The sequence below is a fragment of the Chryseobacterium sp. 1B4 genome (assembly GCF_036631475.1).
GTDB lineage: Bacteria > Bacteroidota > Bacteroidia > Flavobacteriales > Weeksellaceae > Chryseobacterium.
In genome coordinates this window covers 223,125-242,556 of record NZ_JAPNUF010000008.1, presented here as the reverse complement: position 1 = coordinate 242,556, position 19,432 = coordinate 223,125, and the positions used below count along the sequence as shown (strand labels likewise).

Here is a 19,432-nt window from a genome sequence, read left to right as displayed (position 1 = left end):
TTTCTTAAAAAATAGGTTAAAACCCTACCTTTGCACAAATTATTTTGTGATGATGGATTTTCTTATGAGCGAGGACGGGCTGGAAAATGTGTATGCATGGGCTATCCCATTGCATGCTACAGTTATTTTAGCTGAAATGATTTACAGCCACGTTTCAGAAGCTAAGTTGTACAGCGGGAAAGATCTTGCGACCAATATTTATCTTGCATTGATGAATTTTGGCCTTGACCTTATCATGAAGGCGTTTGCCATGGGAGTGATGTTTTCTTTTACCATCACAGGATTTTCTCATGGGATCTTAGTATCTGGTATCTGCTGGCTTGTTTTATCATCACAGATTTTGCCTATTATGTGCTGCATTATGTGGATCACCGTTCCAGAGCATTCTGGGCAGTTCATATTACGCACCACAGCTCAGAATATTTTAACCTGACAACAGGATTTAGAAGCCCTGTATTACAGCCGCTTTACAGATATTTATATTTTTCACCGCTTGCCTTTTTAGGATTCAATCCGTGGCATATTATGGTTGCTTATGCAATCGGGCAGGTATATGGAACATGGGTACACACTCAGACAGTGAAGAGCATGGGATTTTAGAGCATATTCTGGTAACACCTTCCCACCATCGTGTACATCATGCATGTAATGTAAAATACCTCGATAAAAACATGGGAATGTGCCTGATTATCTGGGATAAAATATTCGGAACCTTTCAGAAAGAAGACCCCAATGTACCTGTAAAATATGGAATTTATCCAAAAATGCCGGATAACAGACCGGATACGGTGCTGTTTTACGAATGGAGAAAATCTGGAAAGACCTTAAGCAGCCCGGATTAAAATTCACAGACAGAATCAATTATATTTTCAATTCACCCGGATGGAGACATGACGGAACCGGAAAAACAGTAAGGCAATACCAGAAAGAATATTTTGCAAGACAGGCTAAAAGAAAAGAACAACAGCAAAATCAGAAAGAGCAGAAAACGGCTTAACTTCTGATTTAAATCAATAGAAATCTAAGGGGAAAACGGACTATTTGGTCCGTTTTTCTATTTTTAGAATTGACATGTTTTCAAAGGCTATTACAATAGGTAGATTCTTCGGAATGGCAAAGTGTATGGATAGATGATGTACTTAGTTTGTCCATTCCGTAGGAATCTACACTTTCACCTCCAACCGAATCCCGAAATCCCGTATCTCATTCAGGCTCTCAAACACTCTTACCCAACTCACCAGCTCAGAATAAAATCCTATTTTTGTCTTATGAAAAAATTTCTGCTGATTATTTTCCTTGTTACTGCTCACATTGCATTTTCACAGCAAACCGATTTTCTGAAAATTAAAAAATACAGAATCAGCCATCTTGATGATAAGATCCGCGAAACTTCCGGACTGAATCTGTTTAATGGAAAGCTGTATACATTCAACGACAGTGGAAATGATCCCGAATTATTTGAAATCAATAAAACTTCCGGGGAAATTGTAAAAGTTTTAAAAGTCAATGCAGGCAATAAGGACTGGGAGGCACTTGCAAATGACGGTACACATTTTTATATCGGAGATTTCGGGAACAATGATGGGAAGAGGAAAGATCTTGAAATTTACAAGGTACCCTTCCAGAATGACAGCCTTCAGAACAGCCGGATTAAAAAAATACAGTTCCGGTATCCGGAGCAGGATGATTATATATCAGGATACTTAAAAACAGATTTTGACGCAGAAGCTATGATGTATCTGAATGGGAAAATTCATCTTTTCACCAAAGAATGGTCCTCAAAAGCTACCACACATTACTTAATAGATCCTGAAAAAGAAGAGAAGCAGGATGCTGTAAAAATAGAATCCTATAAAACCAATTTTGTAGTTACAGATGCTTCCTACTTTGATAAAAAGCTTTATCTCGTTGGGTATACCAGAAAACGGAAATCTTTTTAGATATCTTACAGAAAGTGAACCTGGAATATTTTTTAAAGAAAGGCCCAAACATTATTACCTTGGAACAGCACTTGCACTGGGGCAGATTGAGGGTAAGTGCAGATGAATCGGGAATTTATATTTCAGGGGAAAATTCAGATCTCCGTTGGGAAGTACAAAACCTTCATTTTATTTTATCCCGAAAGACCAACTCAAAGATTAATTTTATCTTAAAATTGAGCGAAAAAATTATCTTTGTGAGAATTAATAATTATTCACCCAGCATCGCAGATTGTGGCAAACATTGTAGAAGAGATTAAACGACCGATCAATGATGAAATGAAACTTTTGAACAGAAGTTTTATGAATCAATGCAGAGTAAAGTAGCTTTATTGATAAAGTAACCCGTTTTATTGTTACCACGAAAGGAAAGCAGATGCGTCCCATGTTCGTATTTCTTTGCGCGAAACTGGTGGGTGAAGTAACGGAGAAGACGTACCGCGGAGCTTCTATGATTGAGCTGATCCACACTGCCACTCTGGTACATGATGATGTAGTGGATGAAAGCTTTAAGCGTCGCAATTTCTTTTCAATCAATGCATTGTGGAAAAATAAAATAGCGGTTTTGGTTGGAGACTATCTTCTGTCTAAATCTGTTTTATTATCTACGGACCATAAAGACTATGATCTGCTTGGAGTCATTTCCAGAACCATCCGTGAAATGTCTGAAGGTGAACTGCTCCAGCTTGAAAAAGCCAGAAACTGGATATTACGGAAGATGTTTACTATGAAATTATCCGTCAGAAAACCGCCACGCTGATTGCAGCCTGTTGTGAAATAGGGTTCTTTCTAACAATGCAGATGAAGCTTTAGCCAAAAAAATGATGGACTTCGGGACCTTTACAGGAATGGCGTTCCAGATCAAAGATGACCTTTTTGATTATTTAAGTTCAAATGTAATCGGAAAACCGGTTGGAATTGACATTAAAGAACAGAAAATGACACTTCCTCTAATCCATACCCTTAAGACAGCTAACGAAAAGGACAGAAAATATTATTTTGATACCATAAAGCGTTATAATAACAATCCAAAACGGGTAAAAGAGCTTATAGAATTTGTAAAGACTTCCGGCGGATTGGAATATGCTATTACCATTATGAAGGATTTTCAGCAGAAGGCAAAAGATATTCTCAATGAATTTCCCGATTCTGAAGCAAGAAAATCGCTGCATATTATGCTGGATTATGTTATTGAAAGAAAATTCTGACAGTAACACTTTTATCAATCCTGACATTTTTGTTCTCCTGTTTCCTTTAATCCTGCATGGTGTAAAGGATCTTTATTGTCGAAAGGGAAATTGTCCTATCTCTCAATAATTCAATGAGTTGTGATTAGTTTGTTTTTTTATCCTAGTAAATTACTGTAAATTAATATTTTGCATAATTCAACGGAAATAATTGTTAATAATTCATTGATTTTCAATATAAATGTTGTTTATTTGTTATTACAAAAAAACAACAAATAATGAAAAAATCAAAACAATGATGATAGCATGTGCTATCAGTTCAAGCTTTCTTACGTGCGCACAAGTAGGAATAGGTACTCAAAATCCCCAGGCAACTTTTCATATTGACGGATCTAAAGACAATCCTGTAACGGGAGCTCCTTCCGCAGCTCAGCAGGATAATGACTTTAGTGTCACTTCAGGTGCTAAGGTAGGGATAGGAACTATTTCTCCAACTGAAAGATTGGATGTGGCGTCTGGAAATGCCCGTATCCGTAACATTAATTCGAATGTAGGTATTGGAGGAACTGACAGGGTTGTCGTAGCTGATGCTACCGGAGTACTGAAGACTATAGATTTTACTGCTTATTCGCTCTTTCATGCACGATTAGCGGCTAACCAGAACATCAGTTCTTCTACAATTACGACTTTATTATTCGCTACACCGTTAGCAACTTCTCCGTTCTATTCTTATAATACAGGAACCGGAGTACTGACCTTTAATCAGGCCGGGAATTATCTGGTCACGTTACAGGCAAGCTTTACCAATATGCCGGCAGGTACTCAGCTGCTTATCGGCATCAGACCTGTACCGGATGCTAATTACCTGGGAAGGGGAAGTCATTATAATGCAGTTGCTTCTTCAGGAACAGTGGGTGAACTGATGAATTATACAACCGTAATTGTAGCTCCTACAGCGGGCTATCAGATCCGTTTTACAGCAGCTCCTAATCAAAATTCAACGATTATTGCAACAGAAACAGGATCTACAGGAAGTGGAAATGTTACCAATGTAACTGTTCAGAAAATATAAGTCTATCTCTACATTACAATTAAACAGATAAAGTGTTTTGTATATGTTTTCGGGAAACTGAAATTGTATACGGAACACTTTCTGTTTATATTCAAATTCTGATACTGATTCAGAAGCGAGAGCTAAAAATTTTATTAATAAATTCCCGGATCTGATGTCTGGATATCCTTATTTATTTCCAGAATTATGCAATTGAGCGAAAATTTTAAATTAAATTATTTTCAGGGTTACAATAATAACGGCCAGGACTATACAAAATAAAGCGATTAAAAATAAATAATCCGCAATGTTCTCAAACGTATATTCCCGCTTTTCGTTTTTTGTTCTGATAGCTAGAAACGAAAAGAAGCAGCTGCAGGCAAAAAGGATACAGGCAAATCCTGCAAATTCGTCCAAATAGGTACTCTGACTGATCTTAGAGATTTTTAATGAGGTAATAATAATCAATGAAAACCCTAAAAGATTGCTGGATGCATTCAAGATGTGAGGTGATTTTTTTCCATCTTTTACATTTTTTCAAAATAAAGCACAATTTTTTTTATTATCAAATTTTTAAAAAAGATTATTAAAAATTAAAATTAATTTAAAAAGTGTATATTAGCAAAATACTTGAAGATTAAAAACTTTTTTACTTAGCTATGCAAACAACCTATATTGAAACACAGCAAATATCCTTTCAAGATTTTAAAAATCAGATACTTGGAGATTACAGGTTAGGAAGGATTTCCCGTGAAATGTCTTATCTCGGAAGAAGAGAAGTACTCACAGGAAAAGCTAAATTCGGAATTTTTGGGGATGGAAAAGAACTTCCTCAGCTTGCAATGGCGAAAGTTTTCAGAAATGGAGACTTCCGTTCAGGATATTACAGGGACCAGACTTTTGCATTGGCAATAAGTGCTCTGACAGTAGAAAGTTTCTTTGCACAGATGTATGCAGATACAAGTGTGGAAAGAGAACCTGCTTCAGCCGGAAGACAGATGAACGGGCATTTCGCAACAAGAAGTTTACATGAAGACGGGAGCTGGAAAGATTTGACAGCTCAGAAAAATATTTCTTCCGATATTTCTCCTACAGCCGGCCAGATGCCAAGATTATTGGGATTGGCACAGGCTTCAACAATTTATAAAAGTGTAAAATTTGACGGGTCAGAAAAATTCTCAAGAGAAGGTAATGAAATTGCTTTCGGAACCATTGGAGATGCTTCTACCGCAGAAGGACATTTCTGGGAAACACTGAATGCTGCATGTGCTCTTCAGGTTCCTATGATTGTTTCCATCTGGGATGACGGGTACGGAATTTCAGTTCCTACCAAAAATCAGAGAGCCAAAGCTGATATCAGTGAAATGTTAAGCGGTTTCCAGAGAAAAGAAGGGGAGAACCAGGGATGTGAGATTATCCAGGTAAAAGCGTGGGATTATCCTGCATTATTGGATGCATATGCAAGGGCAGAACATTTTGCAAGAACAGAAAGTGTACCGGTGGTAGTGCACGTAGTTGATGTTACCCAGCCTCAGGGACACTCTACTTCCGGATCTCACGAAAGATATAAAAATGAAGCACGTCTTGCCTGGGAAGCTGAGTTCGACGGATTAGTGAAATTCAAAGAATGGATCCTGAATTATTCTATCGAAATTGATGGGAAGGAAGAAGTAATTGCCACTGCTGAAGAGCTGGACGTCATTGATGAAGAAGCTAAAAAAGCAGCAAAAGCAGGTCAGAAAACAGCCTGGGAAAATTATCAGAAGGCCATTTCAGAACTTACACAGTCTATTTTACCTTTAGTAGAAAATCTTAAAGGACAGAATGCTGAAGTGGAAGCTTATATTGCTCAGTTCAACAAACTGGTTTCAAAAGCTAAAAAAGATATCTTCCACCTGGTAAGAAAAACATTACTGGCGACAAGAGGAACAAACTCTGCAGAAAGAGCTCAACTGATGCAGAAATACAATGAAGTAGCTGCCGTTGAAAAAGACAACTATTCTTCTCACTTATATTCTCAGTCTCAATGGAAGGCTGAAAATGTTCAGGAAATCAAACCTGTATATTCCGACAGTTCTGAAGAAGTGGACGGAAGAGTGGTCATCAGAAATAACTTTGATAAAATTTTTGAAAAATATCCTGAAACACTGATCTTTGGTGAAGATACCGGAAACATCGGTGACGTCAACCAGGGCTTGGAAGGAATGCAGGAGAAATATGGCGCTTTACGTATCGCCGATACCGGAATCCGTGAAGCAACGATTCTGGACAGGAATTGGTATGGCGATGAGAGGTTTAAGACCCATCGCAGAAATCCAGTATTTAGATTATGTTCTTTACTGTCTGCAGGGAATGAGCGATGATCTGGCAACAGTACACTACAGAACCAAAGGAGGTCAGAAAGCTCCATTGATCATCAGAACCAGAGGGCACAGATTAGAAGGAATCTGGCATTCAGGTTCTCCAATGGCAGGAATCCTGAACCTTTCAAAAGGCATTCTGGTATTGGTGCCTAGGAACCTACAAAAGCAGCAGGATTCTACAACACAATGCTTCAGGCTGACGAACCTGCAATCATTGTAGAATGTCTGAACGGATACAGACTGAAAGAAAAGCAGCCGGATAACTTAGGTGAATTCACTGTTCCGGTAGGTAAAATTGAGGTTACTAAAGAAGGGAAAGACGTTACTCTGGTAACCTACGGTTCTACATGGAGAATTGTAACTGAAGCTGCCAATGAATTGGAAAAACTGGGAATTTCTGCAGAAGTAATTGATATCCAGTCATTGATTCCTTTCGATTTATCTCATGAAATTGCTGAAAGCGTTAAGAAAACCAACAGATTAGTAGTGATTGACGAAGATGTGGAAGGAGGAACTACCGGATACATCCTGCAACAGATCCTTGAAAAACAGAAAGCATTCAGATATCTGGATTCAGATCCGTTGACGATCTCTGCCAATGATCACAGACCTGCTTATGCAAGTGATGGTGACTATTTCAGTAAGCCGTCTGCAGACGATATGGTAGAAAAGATCTACGCTATGTTTAATGAATCAAATCCTCAGAAATATCCTGCGATATTTTAAGTGAGATTTCAGATAAATTATGAAACCGCTTCCTTTTTGGGAGCGGTTTTTTGTTTGCTAGTCCTTCTCAGCCAAAGTAATCCTCAATGTATTCAAAGTATTCATCAGTGTTATACTTGCCGTAAGTTCTACAATTTCCCCTTCCGTGAATTGCCCTATCAATTTTGCTTTGATATCTTCCCAATCATCTTTGTTGTGAATAATAGCTTCTGCCCATTCTAAAGCAAGCTTTTGCTGATCATTAAATGCATTGGTATGTTTCCAGCCCGGAAGTCTGTTGATAATATCCTGTTCAAAGCCGAAATCAGAAAGTTCTTTAGCGTGATAACTGCAGCAATAGGCACATCCATTGATCTGAGATACCCGAAGCTCCACCAAAGCAATCAGTTTTTCATCAATCCCGGATCTTCTAATGCTGTGGTGGGATTTGTATAGATTTCCAATGGTTTCCTTTGCAATGTCTTTGTAATTCATAATGAAATTTTTTTGCAAATTTGCATCAGAAAGACTTCAGAAACTATATACTTACACTTTGGTGATATACTTACCTTTTTGAAAGTGCTATCCAAGATAAAAGGCCATCAAACATTGACAGCCTTTTTATTTTTTACCTCCTCATTCAGAAAAGCACAATCTTTATCTTCATGCTGTCCTTTCACCTGATATTTTGCTTCCCACTCTTCCAGCAAATATAAAATCGGCAGCAAAGCCAGTCCTTTTTCAGTAAGGGAATATTCCACACGTGGAGGGAGTTCCTTAAACTCTTCACGGATCACCAATCCGTCGGTTTCCATTTCTCTAAGCTGATCCGTCAGTACCTTTCTGGAAATAACATTAATGCGTACTGCCAGTTCTCCAAAACGTAACTTCCTGTCTTTAATCACCAGAACAATAATAGGTTTCCATTTGCTTCCCAAAGCGGCCATTGCCTTGCCCAAAGGACAGCTGTATTGCATTAATTCATTCTTTTTCATAAGGAGATTTGATTTAAAAGTACCATACAGAACCCTAGTTTTATATGTTACTTTGATGTTACTAATGTAAGTTACTGCGAAGTTACCACTATTTTTTTAATAAAAGATACAAAAGTGAACTATTATTAGTTACTTTGTGTAACAATTATAAAATATAAATTTAAATATGAACACATCATCATTATTTAAACCGTTTCAATATAAAAATCTACAGCTTAAAAATAGAATCGTAATGGCTCCTATGACCAGAGCACAGTCTGACAATGGAGTTCCTACGCAGAATATTGCAGATTATTACGGAAGAAGAGCCGCTTCAGAAGTTGGATTGATTCTTTCTGAAGGAACTGTGATCAACAGGCCGGGATCAAAGAATATGCAGAACATTCCGGATTTCTATGGAACAGAAGCTTTGAACGGCTGGAAAAATGTAATCGATACTGTACATCATAACGGAGGGAAAATGGGACCTCAGATCTGGCACGTAGGAGATACAAGAATGTCTGAAGACTATCCGTTGGTTCCTATGGAAAAAGCTTCTACAATGACCATCGAGGATATTCAGGATACCATTGCACAGTTTGCAGCATCTGCAAAATCAGCGAAAGATCTTGGCTTCGATTGTGTTGAAATTCATGGGGCTCACGGGTATTTAATCGACCAGTTCTTCTGGGAAGTAACTAATACAAGAACAGATGAGTATGGTGGTAAAACATTAAAAGAAAGAAGCAGATTTGCTGTTGATGTCGTTAAGGCGGTCAGAGCAGCAGTGGGAGAAGACTTTACCATTATTATCCGTCTTTCACAATGGAAGCAGCAGGATTATAAAACCAGGCTGGCATTCACTCCTAATGAAATGGAAGAGTGGTTATTACCATTGAAAGAAGCTGGAGTAGATATTTTCCACTGTTCACAACGTCGTTTCTGGGAGCCTGAGTTTGAAGGTTCTGACTTAAACTTTGCCGGCTGGGCTAAAAAAATTACCGGGCAGCCAACCATTACAGTAGGTTCTAGGGTTGAACGGAGATTTCCTTAATGCTTTTGCAGGCCAGGGAACAGAAAAATCAGATCTGACGGAGCTGATCAGAAGACTGGATAATGAGGAATTTGATCTTGTTGCGGTAGGAAGAGCTATTCTTCAGGATTATCAGTGGGTACAGAAGATCAAAGAAGGAAATACAGAAGCGCTTCTTGATTTTTCAGCAGAAAGTATGGGCGTTTTATTTTAATATCAATAAAGAGGGGTGATCCGTTTTGCTGTCAATTTTTAACAGCATAATTTTTTGGCTTGCGAAGCAGAATTAACCATTCAATTTGATATTAAATCAGCATAATTCACTTTATTTTATATTTAATTTTCACCTATTTATTAAATAACGGATTTCAGATTTCTGGAAGTCCGTTATTTTTTTGCGTACTACGGAATTGGCTATTTGATCAAAATTCAATAAAAATTTCACCCGATTTCTATTTTATGGTTAGTTTATAAGGCATATTGAGAAATTCATTAAAATTCATTTTCTATACTTTTATCAGCGTATAAATGATTAAACACATGTGGTGTTTATTAATTGAGAAAATAATAAATACCGGTAAAACAATTTCTATTGAACTGTTTTGGAAAAAAATTTTTGGTTTTGATATCATCCGTTCCCTTGCTGTTATACTGGTCATGACAGGTCATGTTCTTGGCTATATTTATGCCGGTGAATATTCCTTTTTTATTGCTTTCTTCAGCGGTTTGTTTGGAGTAGAGCTGTTTTTTATTTTAAGCGGCGTCCTTATAGGTGAATTATTGATAGAGGTTTTTGATAATGATAATGTCTGGAAGAATTTGAAAGTTTTCATAATAAGAAGATGGCTTCGTACTCTGCCATTGTATTTTATAATGCTCATCATATATTGGGCAGGTAATAAATACGTTGATTCAGTTCAGAATGCAGATGTGGCATTGTGGAAATATTTTTTGTTAATTCAGAACTTCTTTCAAATACAGCCAACTTTCTTTGGAATTTCCTGGAGTTTAAGTATTGAGGAGTATTTTTATGTTTTGTTTCCGCTGACGTTATTGTTAGTGAAGCAGATAAAGCGGGATTTTTCCACAGAAAAAATAATAAGTACCGGAGCTTTGATATTTCTGTTTTACTTTCTTTTAATGCGCATAACAGCTTTCTCTCATTATGATTTTACCTTTTATGAAGGAGTGAGGAAAATTGCTTTTTTCCGCCTGGATGCCATCGCTTTTGGAATTATAACAGCCATTGCTTTTCATTTTCATCAAAAGAGAATTTCTATCAACAGATATAGTCTGCTTTGGATGGGAATAGCAATACTGATCTTCAATCAGTACCTTATTTTTAGAAATAATTATTCAGACCTGTATTATTTTAATACAATATATTATTCTGTTTCAGGATTGGCACTGGCTTCTGTTTTTCCATTTTTTAAGGAAATTAAATGTTCCGGGACCTTGTTTTTGAGAATCATTCAGTATCTCAGCAAAGTCTCATATTCTTTATATCTGCAGCACTGGCTGGTTTATAAATTTCTGGAGTTATCTTATTTCAGTTTTCTTCCGGGCATAATAAAATTTATACTTTTCTTTCTGATTTCATTTATAACGGCAGGAGTCTCCTATACCTATATTGAAAAACCTATTATGAGGTACAGAAACAAAGTATATCCAAAGCTTAATATCCGGATTTAAATTAAAAGCCTGCCTTCATTGAAAACAGACTTGCATTTTTAGAATCTACGTGCGTACTCTACAGGATCACAAGTCCGGTAGGCAGGGAAACTATTTTCAGGAAATTAAGGACATTCTGTAGTTTCAGAAATACATCTCCATCTTTGAGGCCCGTCTTTACCAGGGGAATAGCATGCTTGAGTTACTGCTGGACAATCGCGGGCATTTCCGCCATTGATTTTTTTAGCGCTGATTTTGCTGATTTTTTAGGTTTTTCATGTTGTTGTGATTTGTTGATGATGCAAATTCTTTAGCAGAGTATTAAGGTAGCCAGATGCATAATACAAACGCGCTCCCGATTGTAAAGGAGCGCGTTTCATAACAGATTTAAATATCTAAAACTGCCTGTAAAATGGCAGAAATGATTTTCTTATAAACCAATATTCTTAGTTGGCTTCAGCTGCTTCAGAATGCTTTTCGATGGCATTTTTGTGAACAAGGATTGCTGTTGATTTGTATTCAACATAAGGTCTTGTCACATAAATATATCCTGCGAAATCATTGGTTACTCCCCATGAGTTCTTCACCATATAATACTCTTTACCAGTCTGGTCTTTTGCCAGTCCTACGATATGCATACCGTGATCATCCGTTGTAGAAAGGTTGTTAAGTGCTTTCTGACGCATGTCTTCAGTGATTGTTTTATCTTTTTTAGGCTCTGTAAACAAAGTCTGCTTATTCTCTGCAGTAATTTGGTCAAGATCCATATCCGGAACGTAAGCTACACCGTTTTTATAAGAGAAATAAGGTTCGGAAACGTCAGTTGCCCAACCAACAGAATATCCTTTATTTACGGCATTGTCAATAATCGCTGTAAGATCTTTCATCGGTACATTCCAGTCAGAGTCATGACTCCAGTTATCGGGAATCGGAACTACAAATTTCTGAAAATATGGATAATCTTTGTAAGAAGATAATTCCACATAATCTTCAGGATTGATTCCTACTACTTTAGCAAATGTTTTCGGAGTATAGTTTTTCCTTCATACGTAAAGTTGGCAGGTACTTTTCCTAAATACTCATCAAGAATTGCATCTACAGAATCCATCCAGTTATCAGTAAGTTTTCCTTTTGAAGATGCCTGAACAAGGCTGTCAAGAACCGGCTTCAGTTTTGCATTTCCTTGAAGTTGTTGGTAGTCTGTCCGGCCTTTAATCCTGTGTATACATCCTGAGGAACTGCTCCGTATTTCTTGTACATATTGATTACATCGTGAAGTTCTCCTCCGTCACCCCAGCTGATCGCGCCATTATTCAGAACATATAATTTTGCTTTATCGTGGTAAGAATTTCTTGCAGTAAAGATTTCAGCAAGATCCACAGGTTTTTTGCCCATCCTCTGCATTTCAGATTCAAGGAAAGAATTTCCTGAGTAGCTCCAGCAGGTTCCGGATGAACCCTGGTTCTTTACTGAAGTTGCACCCACGTCTTTTAACGTTGTGAACTGAAAATTAGCATTTTGTGATTGGTTGTTTTTTAACTTGTTGATTAAGTCATCTTGGGCAAACATCATACTTCCTGCAGACAAAACAAAAAGTAATGATGCAATTTTGGCATTTTTCATTACTATAAAAAGATTATTTATATTAAGAGTCGTTGATAATAGAGATTTGTTACAGGGGGAAAAGTTAAATTTGGAATGCAAAAAAATATGATAAGGTAAATCGTAAAAGAGAAATACTCATTTGTAAATTGTCTTTTTTACCTTTTTGCCTAAAAAAATGATGATGGTTCCAACCCTTACTAAAGTTTCTGCATCTATACTCATATAACTCCTGACTATGGAACGAGAATTATTAATGGAATGTCAGCGTAGCGACCGCAACGCACAGCGGAAAGTTTACGAGAAAATGGCAGGCAGACTTTACGCAGTCTGCAGACGCTATCTGAAAAACGATGAAGATATAGAAGAAGTATTGGCAGATACGTTCTACAAAATCTTCACGAAAATTACCCAGCTTCAGAATCCCGATACTTTTGAAGCCTGGGCGAGAAAAATTGCGGTGAATGAATGTCTGCAGAAATTAAGATCCAATAAGGAACTTTTGATTTCCCTGGAAGAAAATTTTATGGACCATTCTGTAGGTACTGCAGAAAACCTTTCTCTGGAAAAAGATATTTTAAGTTTACTCAACTTTCTCCCCGAAGGCTGCAGAGCAATTTTTAATCTTTTTGCTATTGAGGGATATCCTCATAAGGAAATAGCAGCTATGCTTTCCATTAGTGAGGGAACCTCAAAATCCCAGCTCAATTTTGCACGGAAAAAACTGCAGGAACTTTTAGGAAATCAAAACATTTAAACTTTTACGACAATGGAAAATAATCATATAGATCAACAATTCAATGAAGCTTCCAGGCTTTCAGAGGAACCAACAGTTTTTCCTGGTTTTGAAAAAGTATGGGAAGAAATTGAAGAGAAGCTGGATAAAAAGCAAGAGAAAAAGAGAGTAATGCCTCTTTGGCTGCCTTATGGTATTGCGGCAAGTTTAGTGATGGGTATGGGAGCTTTTTATTTTATGAATAAAAAACAAGCTGTAGAACCTTTAAAACCAGTAATCGTAGAAAATACAGCTTCCAGAGGTCCGGTTAACAGAGCAGATATTATAAAAATAGACCGCACAATAAAGAATAATATCAAAAAAGAAGACCTTACTTCATCTGTACCTGTTCCCATAGCATATCAATCTTCATCAGTTGTGGGATCAGATCCATATAAAATTCATCCGAATTGTAATATACCGACAGTAGATGCTCCTGACAGAATAGCATCTTTACCACCAATATACAATGATACTTTAAAGACAAAAAGTATTGATGAAGTTGTTGTGATGGGATATTCAAAAACAGTTAAGAGTGAAATCATGTCATCTTCAACGGCTATGATTGCTTCTACAGATAAAATTCCTGTACATGCTCCAATGGCTGTCTCTTCATTGGCTGGAAGGGTTGCCGGAATAGAAATAGCAGGGGGAATTAAAAGACGTGATGAAGTAGTAATCAGAGGAGTAAAAGTATAGATGGACGCTCAGCAAATCCTTTATATATTGTTGACGGAATCGTATTAGGTAGAGAATCTGAGCTGTTAAATATCCTGGACTCCAAAAAATAAAAGAATTAAAAGTACTGAAAGGACATGAAGCTACTGTTTTGTATGGAAGCAAAGCTAATAACGGAGTTGTTGTGATCACTACAACAGGGCTATCTGAAGCAGAAATGGAAAAACTCAAAAAGCTTCCTCAGACAGTGCAGAGAAAATAGTAAAAGAACCTGAAGAACCCGAAAAAATACTTCCGAAAGCAGGCCAGCTGACAGCAGGAGAGGTCAATGATTTCTCTAAGTGGGACTATTGGAAAGATATTGCCGTTCCGACTCTGGATCAGTATAAAAATACCTGGAAATTCTTTCCGGATAAAAGAATCTCTGTTCAGTTGGTCAATAGAAACAGAAGACCTGTAACAGGTGAAAAAGTAAAACTGCTGGATGATAAGAAAAATATTATTTGGGAAGCGGTTTCAGACAATCTGGGTAATGTAGAATTATGGATATCACCGATGGCTGATGAAAGCCTGGAGTCAGGCAGATATTATTTATCTGATGGTTCGGGGCAGATCATCAGCAGTAATCTCAGATTTTTTAAAAATGGACAAAACTTAATTATTCTGGATAAACCCTGTCAGAAAAAACGGATATTGGATCTTGCTTTCGTAGTGGATGCTACCGGTTCTATGGGGGATGAGATTTCTTATCTTCAGTCTGAACTTCTGGATGTGCTGAAAAAGTTGAAGGACAGCTTAAAAATACAACGGTAAGATACGGATCGGTTTTTTACAGAGATCTGGGGGATGAATATGTGACCCGGAAATTCGATTTTTCAGAAAAAGCGGAAGACCTTGTTGGATTTATTAAAAAACAGAAGGCCGGAGGTGGCGGAGATACACCGGAAGCTGTTGTAGAAGCACTGAAAGTTTCTGTTGACGAGCTGGAATGGAGTCATGAAAACTCAGCGAAAATAATGTTTTTAATTCTGGATGCACCACCACACCATTCGGAACAGAATATAAAGGATTTGTATAGTACCATAAAGACTGCAGCAAAAAAGGGATTACAATTATTCCACTGGCGGCCAGTGGTACTGATAAGCAGACGGAATACCTGATGAGGACATTTGCTTTACTCACCAATGGTACCTATACATTTCTTACGGATGACAGTGGGATTGGAAACAGTCATATCAAGCCGACCATAGATTCTTACGAGGTTGAAAAGCTGAATGATTTATTGTTAAGATTAATTCTTCAAAGAGCCGTTTTCCCGGAATGCGGGACAGGAATTTCAAATGATCATATCAATAAAAATGGAAAAAGAAATTGACAGCAATTTTGATAGTAAGACTGTGGTATTCCCGAACCCGACAAAAGGTCTGCTGCAGATAAAAACAAAGAAATCAATTGAAGAACTTTTTGTGTATGATCTTGCCGGAAAAATTATTATGAGAAAAGAAAAATTATGGGAAGGTAAAAATACAATTGATTTAACTTCTTATCCTCAAGGGATTTATCTTGTACGTGTTCATACTAACGATATGTGGGAAACATTTAAGGTCATTAAAAATTAACCATCTTAAAAAAGAAATTTCCACGGAAATTTCTTTTTTCATATTTTTAAGCATACTAATAACTGATGAAAAAGAATTATTTGCTGTTATTGCCGTTTACAATCACCCTATTACAGGCACAAAATTCACAACTCTATTACTCTGGAAAATTTTTGACAGCTAAAAATAAAGCGCAGAATTTTTTAAAGGTTTATAATAAAAACAGTGGTATTTATGAACTGACTGATGAAAAAGGACTGGCCATTATTGCAGCCAAACCTTATGATACGCTTGTCTGGAATCAGGGTAAGAGTACCCATGTTATTTCTACCTATGAACTCAGGGAATTGAAAGCTATTTTAGAAAATCAGACAGAAAAGAAAAGAGTAGAAAATGTTTACAGTAAAGATTATGACAGCCTCATTTCAAAGGAAACTAAAGATGATTTCAGTATTGAAAAAAATAAGAATCATTTAAGTAAAAGCTCACATTCTTATTTTGACCGGATAAGAAAATTAGAGCAAAAAAATGACAGCATTTACATCCTGAAAAAACTTAACCAGAGAACATTAATGTTGAATGGAAGTTTTACGACCTCTTTTGATATAAAAAACAGGAATGCTGTTCCGGCAGCTCAAACCGGATATGTGCAGGGAAGATCAGAAAACGGAAGCCTTGTTTGAAAGGCCCTGAAACTAATGAGATGTTCAGTTTTGGACCTGATATTTCAACCCTGGGATTTAACGGATTACCTTATGAATACGATCAGAACGGAAAACTGATCCCATGGGTTGATGGGCTGCAGCGTGCAAAAAGATATGATAACAACCTTTTTAAAACAACGGTAGGATACAACAATCAGCTGAATGTAAATACTTTTATAAAAGAGGGATACAACGAAAAGATCCGGCTTTCAGTGAATCTGGGACAGCAGAAAAACCAGATGTATTTTATAGATCAGTTTGATATCGCCAACACTTTTAAAGCAAAGCTGAATACAGAACTGGGCGGATACTACATCAATCTTGCATTTAACTATGAAGAAGATAAAGCAACCAACACCAATAGAATAGGACTTTTCAACAGGGCATACCAGAATTCATTGCTGACTCCTGTCTCTTTTTCCAATGAACAAAATACTTTTCTGAATAACGGCTCACAAAGAAGTTACAGCAAATATGCAGACAATCCATCTTTCCTTTTTCAGCAGGACAGTAAGTACCATTATCAGAACCGTGAAAGGCAGTTCAGTCTTAATGCAGCAAAAAACTGGAATAATTTTAAACTGAATATCAGTCAGTCCTATGAAAGTAACAATATCAGAAATCTGGATCAGTATAAGCCTTCTGCTTACGGTTTCAGCAATGGCATACTGAATGAAAGGATTCAAAACAACAGTTCATATTATTCTAATTTACTGGGCTCTTATACTTTGGGCGGCTATGATTTTAAAAATACCTTCAGCCTGAATTTTATCTTAAATGATAAAAATCTGATGTTTATAACAGCCAGGTCAATCGCAAATACTTCTACCAGAGAACTTCACAGGATCATATTTTTAATTATAATATGGAAGTCCATGATTATGATTTTGAAGCAGGTCTTAATCTTGAAATTCATTTTATATATCCAATACTTCTCTTAAAAATAATTATTGGCTTCCAAAAGCTAACTTTTATCTGAAGTTTAATGACATCTTCGATTGGAATAATCACAATTTCAAATTATTGGGAAGTTATACACGGTTAAGCTCCGAACCGGAAATGACCAGATCATACGCCACTTATGCAACTACATTGCTGAATGCAGAAAATTATAATCAGTACTTTCCTGTGCAGGAAGTAGAAAGCTTCAAAGGTTTATCCAGTATCAATACCAAAGAATGGAAAGTGGGTGCCAGGCTGAACCTCGGATATTATATAAGTCTGGACGGCGAATATTTCAACAGGAAAAGCAGTGGCGATATATTTCCTGTTTTCGAAAATAATCAGTTGAGGTTGAAAAATATAGCAGACCACACCTACAGCGGATACGAATTCAATTTTGCCTATGAACGGTTACGCATTGGATATGATATATATACCACTCATAAAGTTTCATTTTTTAAATATAAGGACATCGTAGATCGTATCTCACCCGGATATCAGAACATGGCCGTTTCCGGTTTTAAAGATATTTATAAAACATTGGTGGAAGGACAGGCTTTGGGAGTTGTCATGGGAAGTTATTTTGAGAGAAATGCAGCCGGACAGCTGATCATTGATGAGTCCGATACCCGAAAAAGCAGGAGGAATGAAAATTATTGCAGATCCAACACCGGATTTTGTGATGAAGTTCAATCATAGTCTGGCTTATAAAAACCTGTCTCTGGATATCAATTGGGAATGGAAAAAAGGGGGACAGCTCTGGAACGGAACACAGGCTGTTCTTGATTATTACGGACGTTCTTATGAATCGGGAGAAGAAAGAAATATTAAGAATTATGTTTTTCAGGGGGTGCATTCCAATGGAAGTGTTAATCAGATACCTGTAGATTTTTATGACCCGGACCGGAATGTTCAGGAAAACAGATGGTCAAGGTATGGTTATCTTGGGGTAGCGGAAAATTATATTCAAAAAGCAGATTATATAAGAATCAGCAATATTTCGCTGTCATCTACTTTTCCTGTTAATTACGGGAAACAAAATCTTAAACTGACCTTTTATGTAAATAATATAATGCTTTGGCAGGCCGGTAAAGGAGCAGATCCCAATCAGAATTTTTATGATATGGATAACGGAAGAGGGCTGGATTTTTTCAACCTTCCTTCCTTTAAAACCTTCGGATGTATTGTTTCATTTAAATTTTAACTCATGAATCTCAAGTTTATATCTACCTATATCATCCTGTTGGGCCTGTTATTATCAACCTTTCCTCTGAAAGCTCAGCAGTCTTTCCAGGATTTTGAAAAAGAAAAAACGTACATTCAGACCAACCATGTTTTTTATAAACCCGGTGAGGAAATGTATTTTAAAATATACGTGGTAAAAGGAACCAGCAATCTTCCGGTGGAAGAAAGCAGAGTGGTTAATTTTGAAATCATTGATCCGGCAGGAAGTGTTCTGAAAAAATTAAAATATGAAATTACAAATGGCTATGCACAGGGCTATTTCTACTTTTCTGAAGATATGAAAGGCGGAATCTACAAGATCAGGGCTTTTACCAACTGGATGCAGAATGAAGAAGAGAAAAACGCCTTTGAGAAAGAAATTACCCTTCAGAAAATCGTATCTCCAAGAATTCTGATGAAACTGGATTTTCCTAAAAAAGGATATGGACCTGGAGACGAGGTGACCGCCGATTTTTCAATGAGAAGTCTGAGTAACCTTCCTATCCCTTTTTATGAAGCCGGTTACACAGTAATGCACAACGGGGAAACTGTTTCCGAGGGAAAATTTATTACCGATAAAGAGGGGAAAAAACAATTGATCTTTAAACTTCCTGAGGTGTTGAAATCTTCTGACGCTCTTTTGAATGTTAAAGTCAGCTTTGATGGATTTACAGAATCTATTTCCAGAAATATTCCGGTTGTTTTGAACAATCTGGATGTGAAATTTCTACCTGAAGGCGGTACTTTTATTAATGGAATAGAACAAAACATTGCCTTTAAAATCCTTGATGAATTTGAAAAACCTGTGGATGCTGTGCTGGCTGTTTACAATCAGAATCATGAAAAAATAAAGGAAATATCAGCCTATCATTTCGGAATGGGAAGTTTCCGTTTTACTCCTGAAAAGGGGGAAATTATTACGCAAAAGTAGTAAAGCCTGAAAATA

General features: G+C 36.9%; 18 protein-coding genes and 5 pseudogenes. 20 read left to right on the top strand and 3 right to left on the bottom strand.

The genetic code is table 11. From position 1 onward, the window contains the following. Nucleotides 1–49 precede the first annotated feature (49 nt). The 7 genes and pseudogenes from OWR28_RS17285 to OWR28_RS17250 all read left to right on the top strand — a co-directional run bounded on the left by OWR28_RS17285 (nt 50) and on the right by OWR28_RS17250 (nt 7,306). The gene (locus OWR28_RS17285; protein ID WP_332388070.1) at nt 50–433 is read left to right on the top strand and encodes a hypothetical protein; all 384 of its coding nucleotides are present in this window, start codon (nt 50–52) and stop codon (nt 431–433) included. After that, nucleotides 352–842, top strand: a pseudogene (locus tag OWR28_RS17275) (sterol desaturase family protein). The gene OWR28_RS17285 and the pseudogene OWR28_RS17275 overlap by 82 nt, the downstream one beginning before the upstream one ends. Beyond that, nucleotides 803–997 carry a hypothetical protein gene (locus OWR28_RS17270; protein ID WP_332387723.1) on the top strand — a complete coding sequence of 65 codons (195 nt, stop codon included), beginning with the start codon at nt 803–805 and terminating at the stop codon, nt 995–997. Before OWR28_RS17275 ends, OWR28_RS17270 begins: the two are co-directional and overlap by 40 nt. A gap of 271 nt (nt 998–1,268) precedes the next feature. Next, nucleotides 1,269–1,940 (top strand): hypothetical protein, encoded by a 672-nt coding sequence (locus tag OWR28_RS17265; RefSeq protein WP_332387722.1) that lies wholly within the window; start codon nt 1,269–1,271, stop codon nt 1,938–1,940. Nucleotides 1,941–2,213: 273 nt separating this feature from the next. Further along, nucleotides 2,214–3,187: pseudogene (locus OWR28_RS17260) on the top strand (polyprenyl synthetase family protein). 274 nt (nt 3,188–3,461) lie between these two features. Then, entirely contained in the window at nt 3,462–4,238 is a 777-nt protein-coding gene (locus OWR28_RS17255; protein WP_332387721.1) for a hypothetical protein, read from the top strand. Between the two features lie 638 nt (nt 4,239–4,876). Next, nucleotides 4,877–7,306: pseudogene (locus OWR28_RS17250) on the top strand (alpha-ketoacid dehydrogenase subunit alpha/beta). A gap of 57 nt (nt 7,307–7,363) precedes the next feature. Here the strand turns inward: OWR28_RS17250 and OWR28_RS17245 are convergent. Continuing rightward, nucleotides 7,364–7,780: a carboxymuconolactone decarboxylase family protein gene (locus OWR28_RS17245; protein WP_332387720.1), complete on the bottom strand. Its 417-nt coding sequence runs from the start codon at nt 7,778–7,780 to the stop codon at nt 7,364–7,366. A gap of 107 nt (nt 7,781–7,887) precedes the next feature. Beyond that, entirely contained in the window at nt 7,888–8,280 is a 393-nt protein-coding gene (locus tag OWR28_RS17240) for a winged helix-turn-helix transcriptional regulator (protein ID WP_330747086.1), read from the bottom strand. 166 nt (nt 8,281–8,446) lie between these two features. Between OWR28_RS17240 and OWR28_RS17235 the strand changes: the two are divergent. Both OWR28_RS17235 and OWR28_RS17230 read left to right on the top strand, forming a co-directional pair. Further along, nucleotides 8,447–9,506: pseudogene (locus tag OWR28_RS17235) on the top strand (NADH:flavin oxidoreductase). Between the two features lie 326 nt (nt 9,507–9,832). Next, nucleotides 9,833–10,984: an acyltransferase gene (locus tag OWR28_RS17230; protein WP_332387719.1), complete on the top strand. Its 1,152-nt coding sequence runs from the start codon at nt 9,833–9,835 to the stop codon at nt 10,982–10,984. A gap of 409 nt (nt 10,985–11,393) precedes the next feature. Here OWR28_RS17230 and OWR28_RS17225 read toward each other — a convergent pair. Beyond that, nucleotides 11,394–12,586, bottom strand: a pseudogene (locus OWR28_RS17225) (C1 family peptidase). 217 nt (nt 12,587–12,803) lie between these two features. Here OWR28_RS17225 and OWR28_RS17220 point away from each other — a divergent pair. The 11 genes from OWR28_RS17220 to OWR28_RS17170 all read left to right on the top strand — a co-directional run bounded on the left by OWR28_RS17220 (nt 12,804) and on the right by OWR28_RS17170 (nt 19,417). Beyond that, complete coding sequence (locus OWR28_RS17220; protein WP_332387718.1) at nt 12,804–13,322, top strand: RNA polymerase sigma factor; 519 nt, start codon at nt 12,804–12,806, stop codon at nt 13,320–13,322. Between the two features lie 12 nt (nt 13,323–13,334). Next, nucleotides 13,335–14,039, top strand: a complete 705-nt coding sequence (locus OWR28_RS17215) for a hypothetical protein (protein ID WP_332387717.1) — start codon at nt 13,335–13,337, stop codon at nt 14,037–14,039. A gap of 411 nt (nt 14,040–14,450) precedes the next feature. Continuing rightward, nucleotides 14,451–14,831: a hypothetical protein gene (locus tag OWR28_RS17210; RefSeq protein ID WP_332387716.1), complete on the top strand. Its 381-nt coding sequence runs from the start codon at nt 14,451–14,453 to the stop codon at nt 14,829–14,831. Between the two features lie 41 nt (nt 14,832–14,872). Further along, the gene (locus OWR28_RS17205) at nt 14,873–15,178 is read left to right on the top strand and encodes a hypothetical protein (RefSeq protein WP_332387715.1); all 306 of its coding nucleotides are present in this window, start codon (nt 14,873–14,875) and stop codon (nt 15,176–15,178) included. Next, complete coding sequence (locus OWR28_RS17200; RefSeq protein ID WP_332387714.1) at nt 15,178–15,393, top strand: hypothetical protein; 216 nt, start codon at nt 15,178–15,180, stop codon at nt 15,391–15,393. The genes OWR28_RS17205 and OWR28_RS17200 overlap by 1 nt, the downstream gene beginning before the upstream one ends. Further along, entirely contained in the window at nt 15,377–15,637 is a 261-nt protein-coding gene (locus tag OWR28_RS17195; protein ID WP_332387713.1) for a T9SS type A sorting domain-containing protein, read from the top strand. The genes OWR28_RS17200 and OWR28_RS17195 overlap by 17 nt, the downstream gene beginning before the upstream one ends. A gap of 65 nt (nt 15,638–15,702) precedes the next feature. Further along, nucleotides 15,703–16,299 (top strand): hypothetical protein, encoded by a 597-nt coding sequence (locus OWR28_RS17190; protein ID WP_332387712.1) that lies wholly within the window; start codon nt 15,703–15,705, stop codon nt 16,297–16,299. After that, complete coding sequence (locus tag OWR28_RS17185) at nt 16,296–17,261, top strand: hypothetical protein (RefSeq protein ID WP_332387711.1); 966 nt, start codon at nt 16,296–16,298, stop codon at nt 17,259–17,261. Before OWR28_RS17190 ends, OWR28_RS17185 begins: the two co-directional genes overlap by 4 nt. A gap of 118 nt (nt 17,262–17,379) precedes the next feature. Then, nucleotides 17,380–17,961 (top strand): hypothetical protein, encoded by a 582-nt coding sequence (locus OWR28_RS17180; RefSeq protein ID WP_332387710.1) that lies wholly within the window; start codon nt 17,380–17,382, stop codon nt 17,959–17,961. Continuing rightward, nucleotides 17,909–18,466: a hypothetical protein gene (locus OWR28_RS17175; RefSeq protein ID WP_332387709.1), complete on the top strand. Its 558-nt coding sequence runs from the start codon at nt 17,909–17,911 to the stop codon at nt 18,464–18,466. The genes OWR28_RS17180 and OWR28_RS17175 overlap by 53 nt, the downstream gene beginning before the upstream one ends. Before the next feature lie 3 nt (nt 18,467–18,469). Then, a complete protein-coding gene (locus OWR28_RS17170) occupies nt 18,470–19,417 on the top strand; it encodes a hypothetical protein (RefSeq protein ID WP_332387708.1) in 948 nt (315 codons plus the stop codon). Nucleotides 19,418–19,432 lie beyond the last annotated feature (15 nt).

Coding starts and splice junctions, on each gene's coding strand:
- OWR28_RS17285 (WP_332388070.1), top strand. CDS start 50: ATGATGGATTTTCTTATGAGCGAGGACGGGCTGGAAAATGTGTATGCA.
- OWR28_RS17270 (WP_332387723.1), top strand. CDS start 803: ATGGAGAAAATCTGGAAAGACCTTAAGCAGCCCGGATTAAAATTCACA.
- OWR28_RS17265 (WP_332387722.1), top strand. CDS start 1,269: ATGAAAAAATTTCTGCTGATTATTTTCCTTGTTACTGCTCACATTGCA.
- OWR28_RS17255 (WP_332387721.1), top strand. CDS start 3,462: ATGATGATAGCATGTGCTATCAGTTCAAGCTTTCTTACGTGCGCACAA.
- OWR28_RS17245 (WP_332387720.1), bottom strand. CDS start 7,780: ATGAATTACAAAGACATTGCAAAGGAAACCATTGGAAATCTATACAAA.
- OWR28_RS17240 (WP_330747086.1), bottom strand. CDS start 8,280: ATGAAAAAGAATGAATTAATGCAATACAGCTGTCCTTTGGGCAAGGCA.
- OWR28_RS17230 (WP_332387719.1), top strand. CDS start 9,833: ATGTGGTGTTTATTAATTGAGAAAATAATAAATACCGGTAAAACAATT.
- OWR28_RS17220 (WP_332387718.1), top strand. CDS start 12,804: ATGGAACGAGAATTATTAATGGAATGTCAGCGTAGCGACCGCAACGCA.
- OWR28_RS17215 (WP_332387717.1), top strand. CDS start 13,335: ATGGAAAATAATCATATAGATCAACAATTCAATGAAGCTTCCAGGCTT.
- OWR28_RS17200 (WP_332387714.1), top strand. CDS start 15,178: ATGAGGACATTTGCTTTACTCACCAATGGTACCTATACATTTCTTACG.
- OWR28_RS17195 (WP_332387713.1), top strand. CDS start 15,377: ATGGAAAAAGAAATTGACAGCAATTTTGATAGTAAGACTGTGGTATTC.
- OWR28_RS17190 (WP_332387712.1), top strand. CDS start 15,703: ATGAAAAAGAATTATTTGCTGTTATTGCCGTTTACAATCACCCTATTA.
- OWR28_RS17180 (WP_332387710.1), top strand. CDS start 17,380: ATGACCAGATCATACGCCACTTATGCAACTACATTGCTGAATGCAGAA.
- OWR28_RS17175 (WP_332387709.1), top strand. CDS start 17,909: ATGAAAATTATTGCAGATCCAACACCGGATTTTGTGATGAAGTTCAAT.
- OWR28_RS17170 (WP_332387708.1), top strand. CDS start 18,470: ATGAATCTCAAGTTTATATCTACCTATATCATCCTGTTGGGCCTGTTA.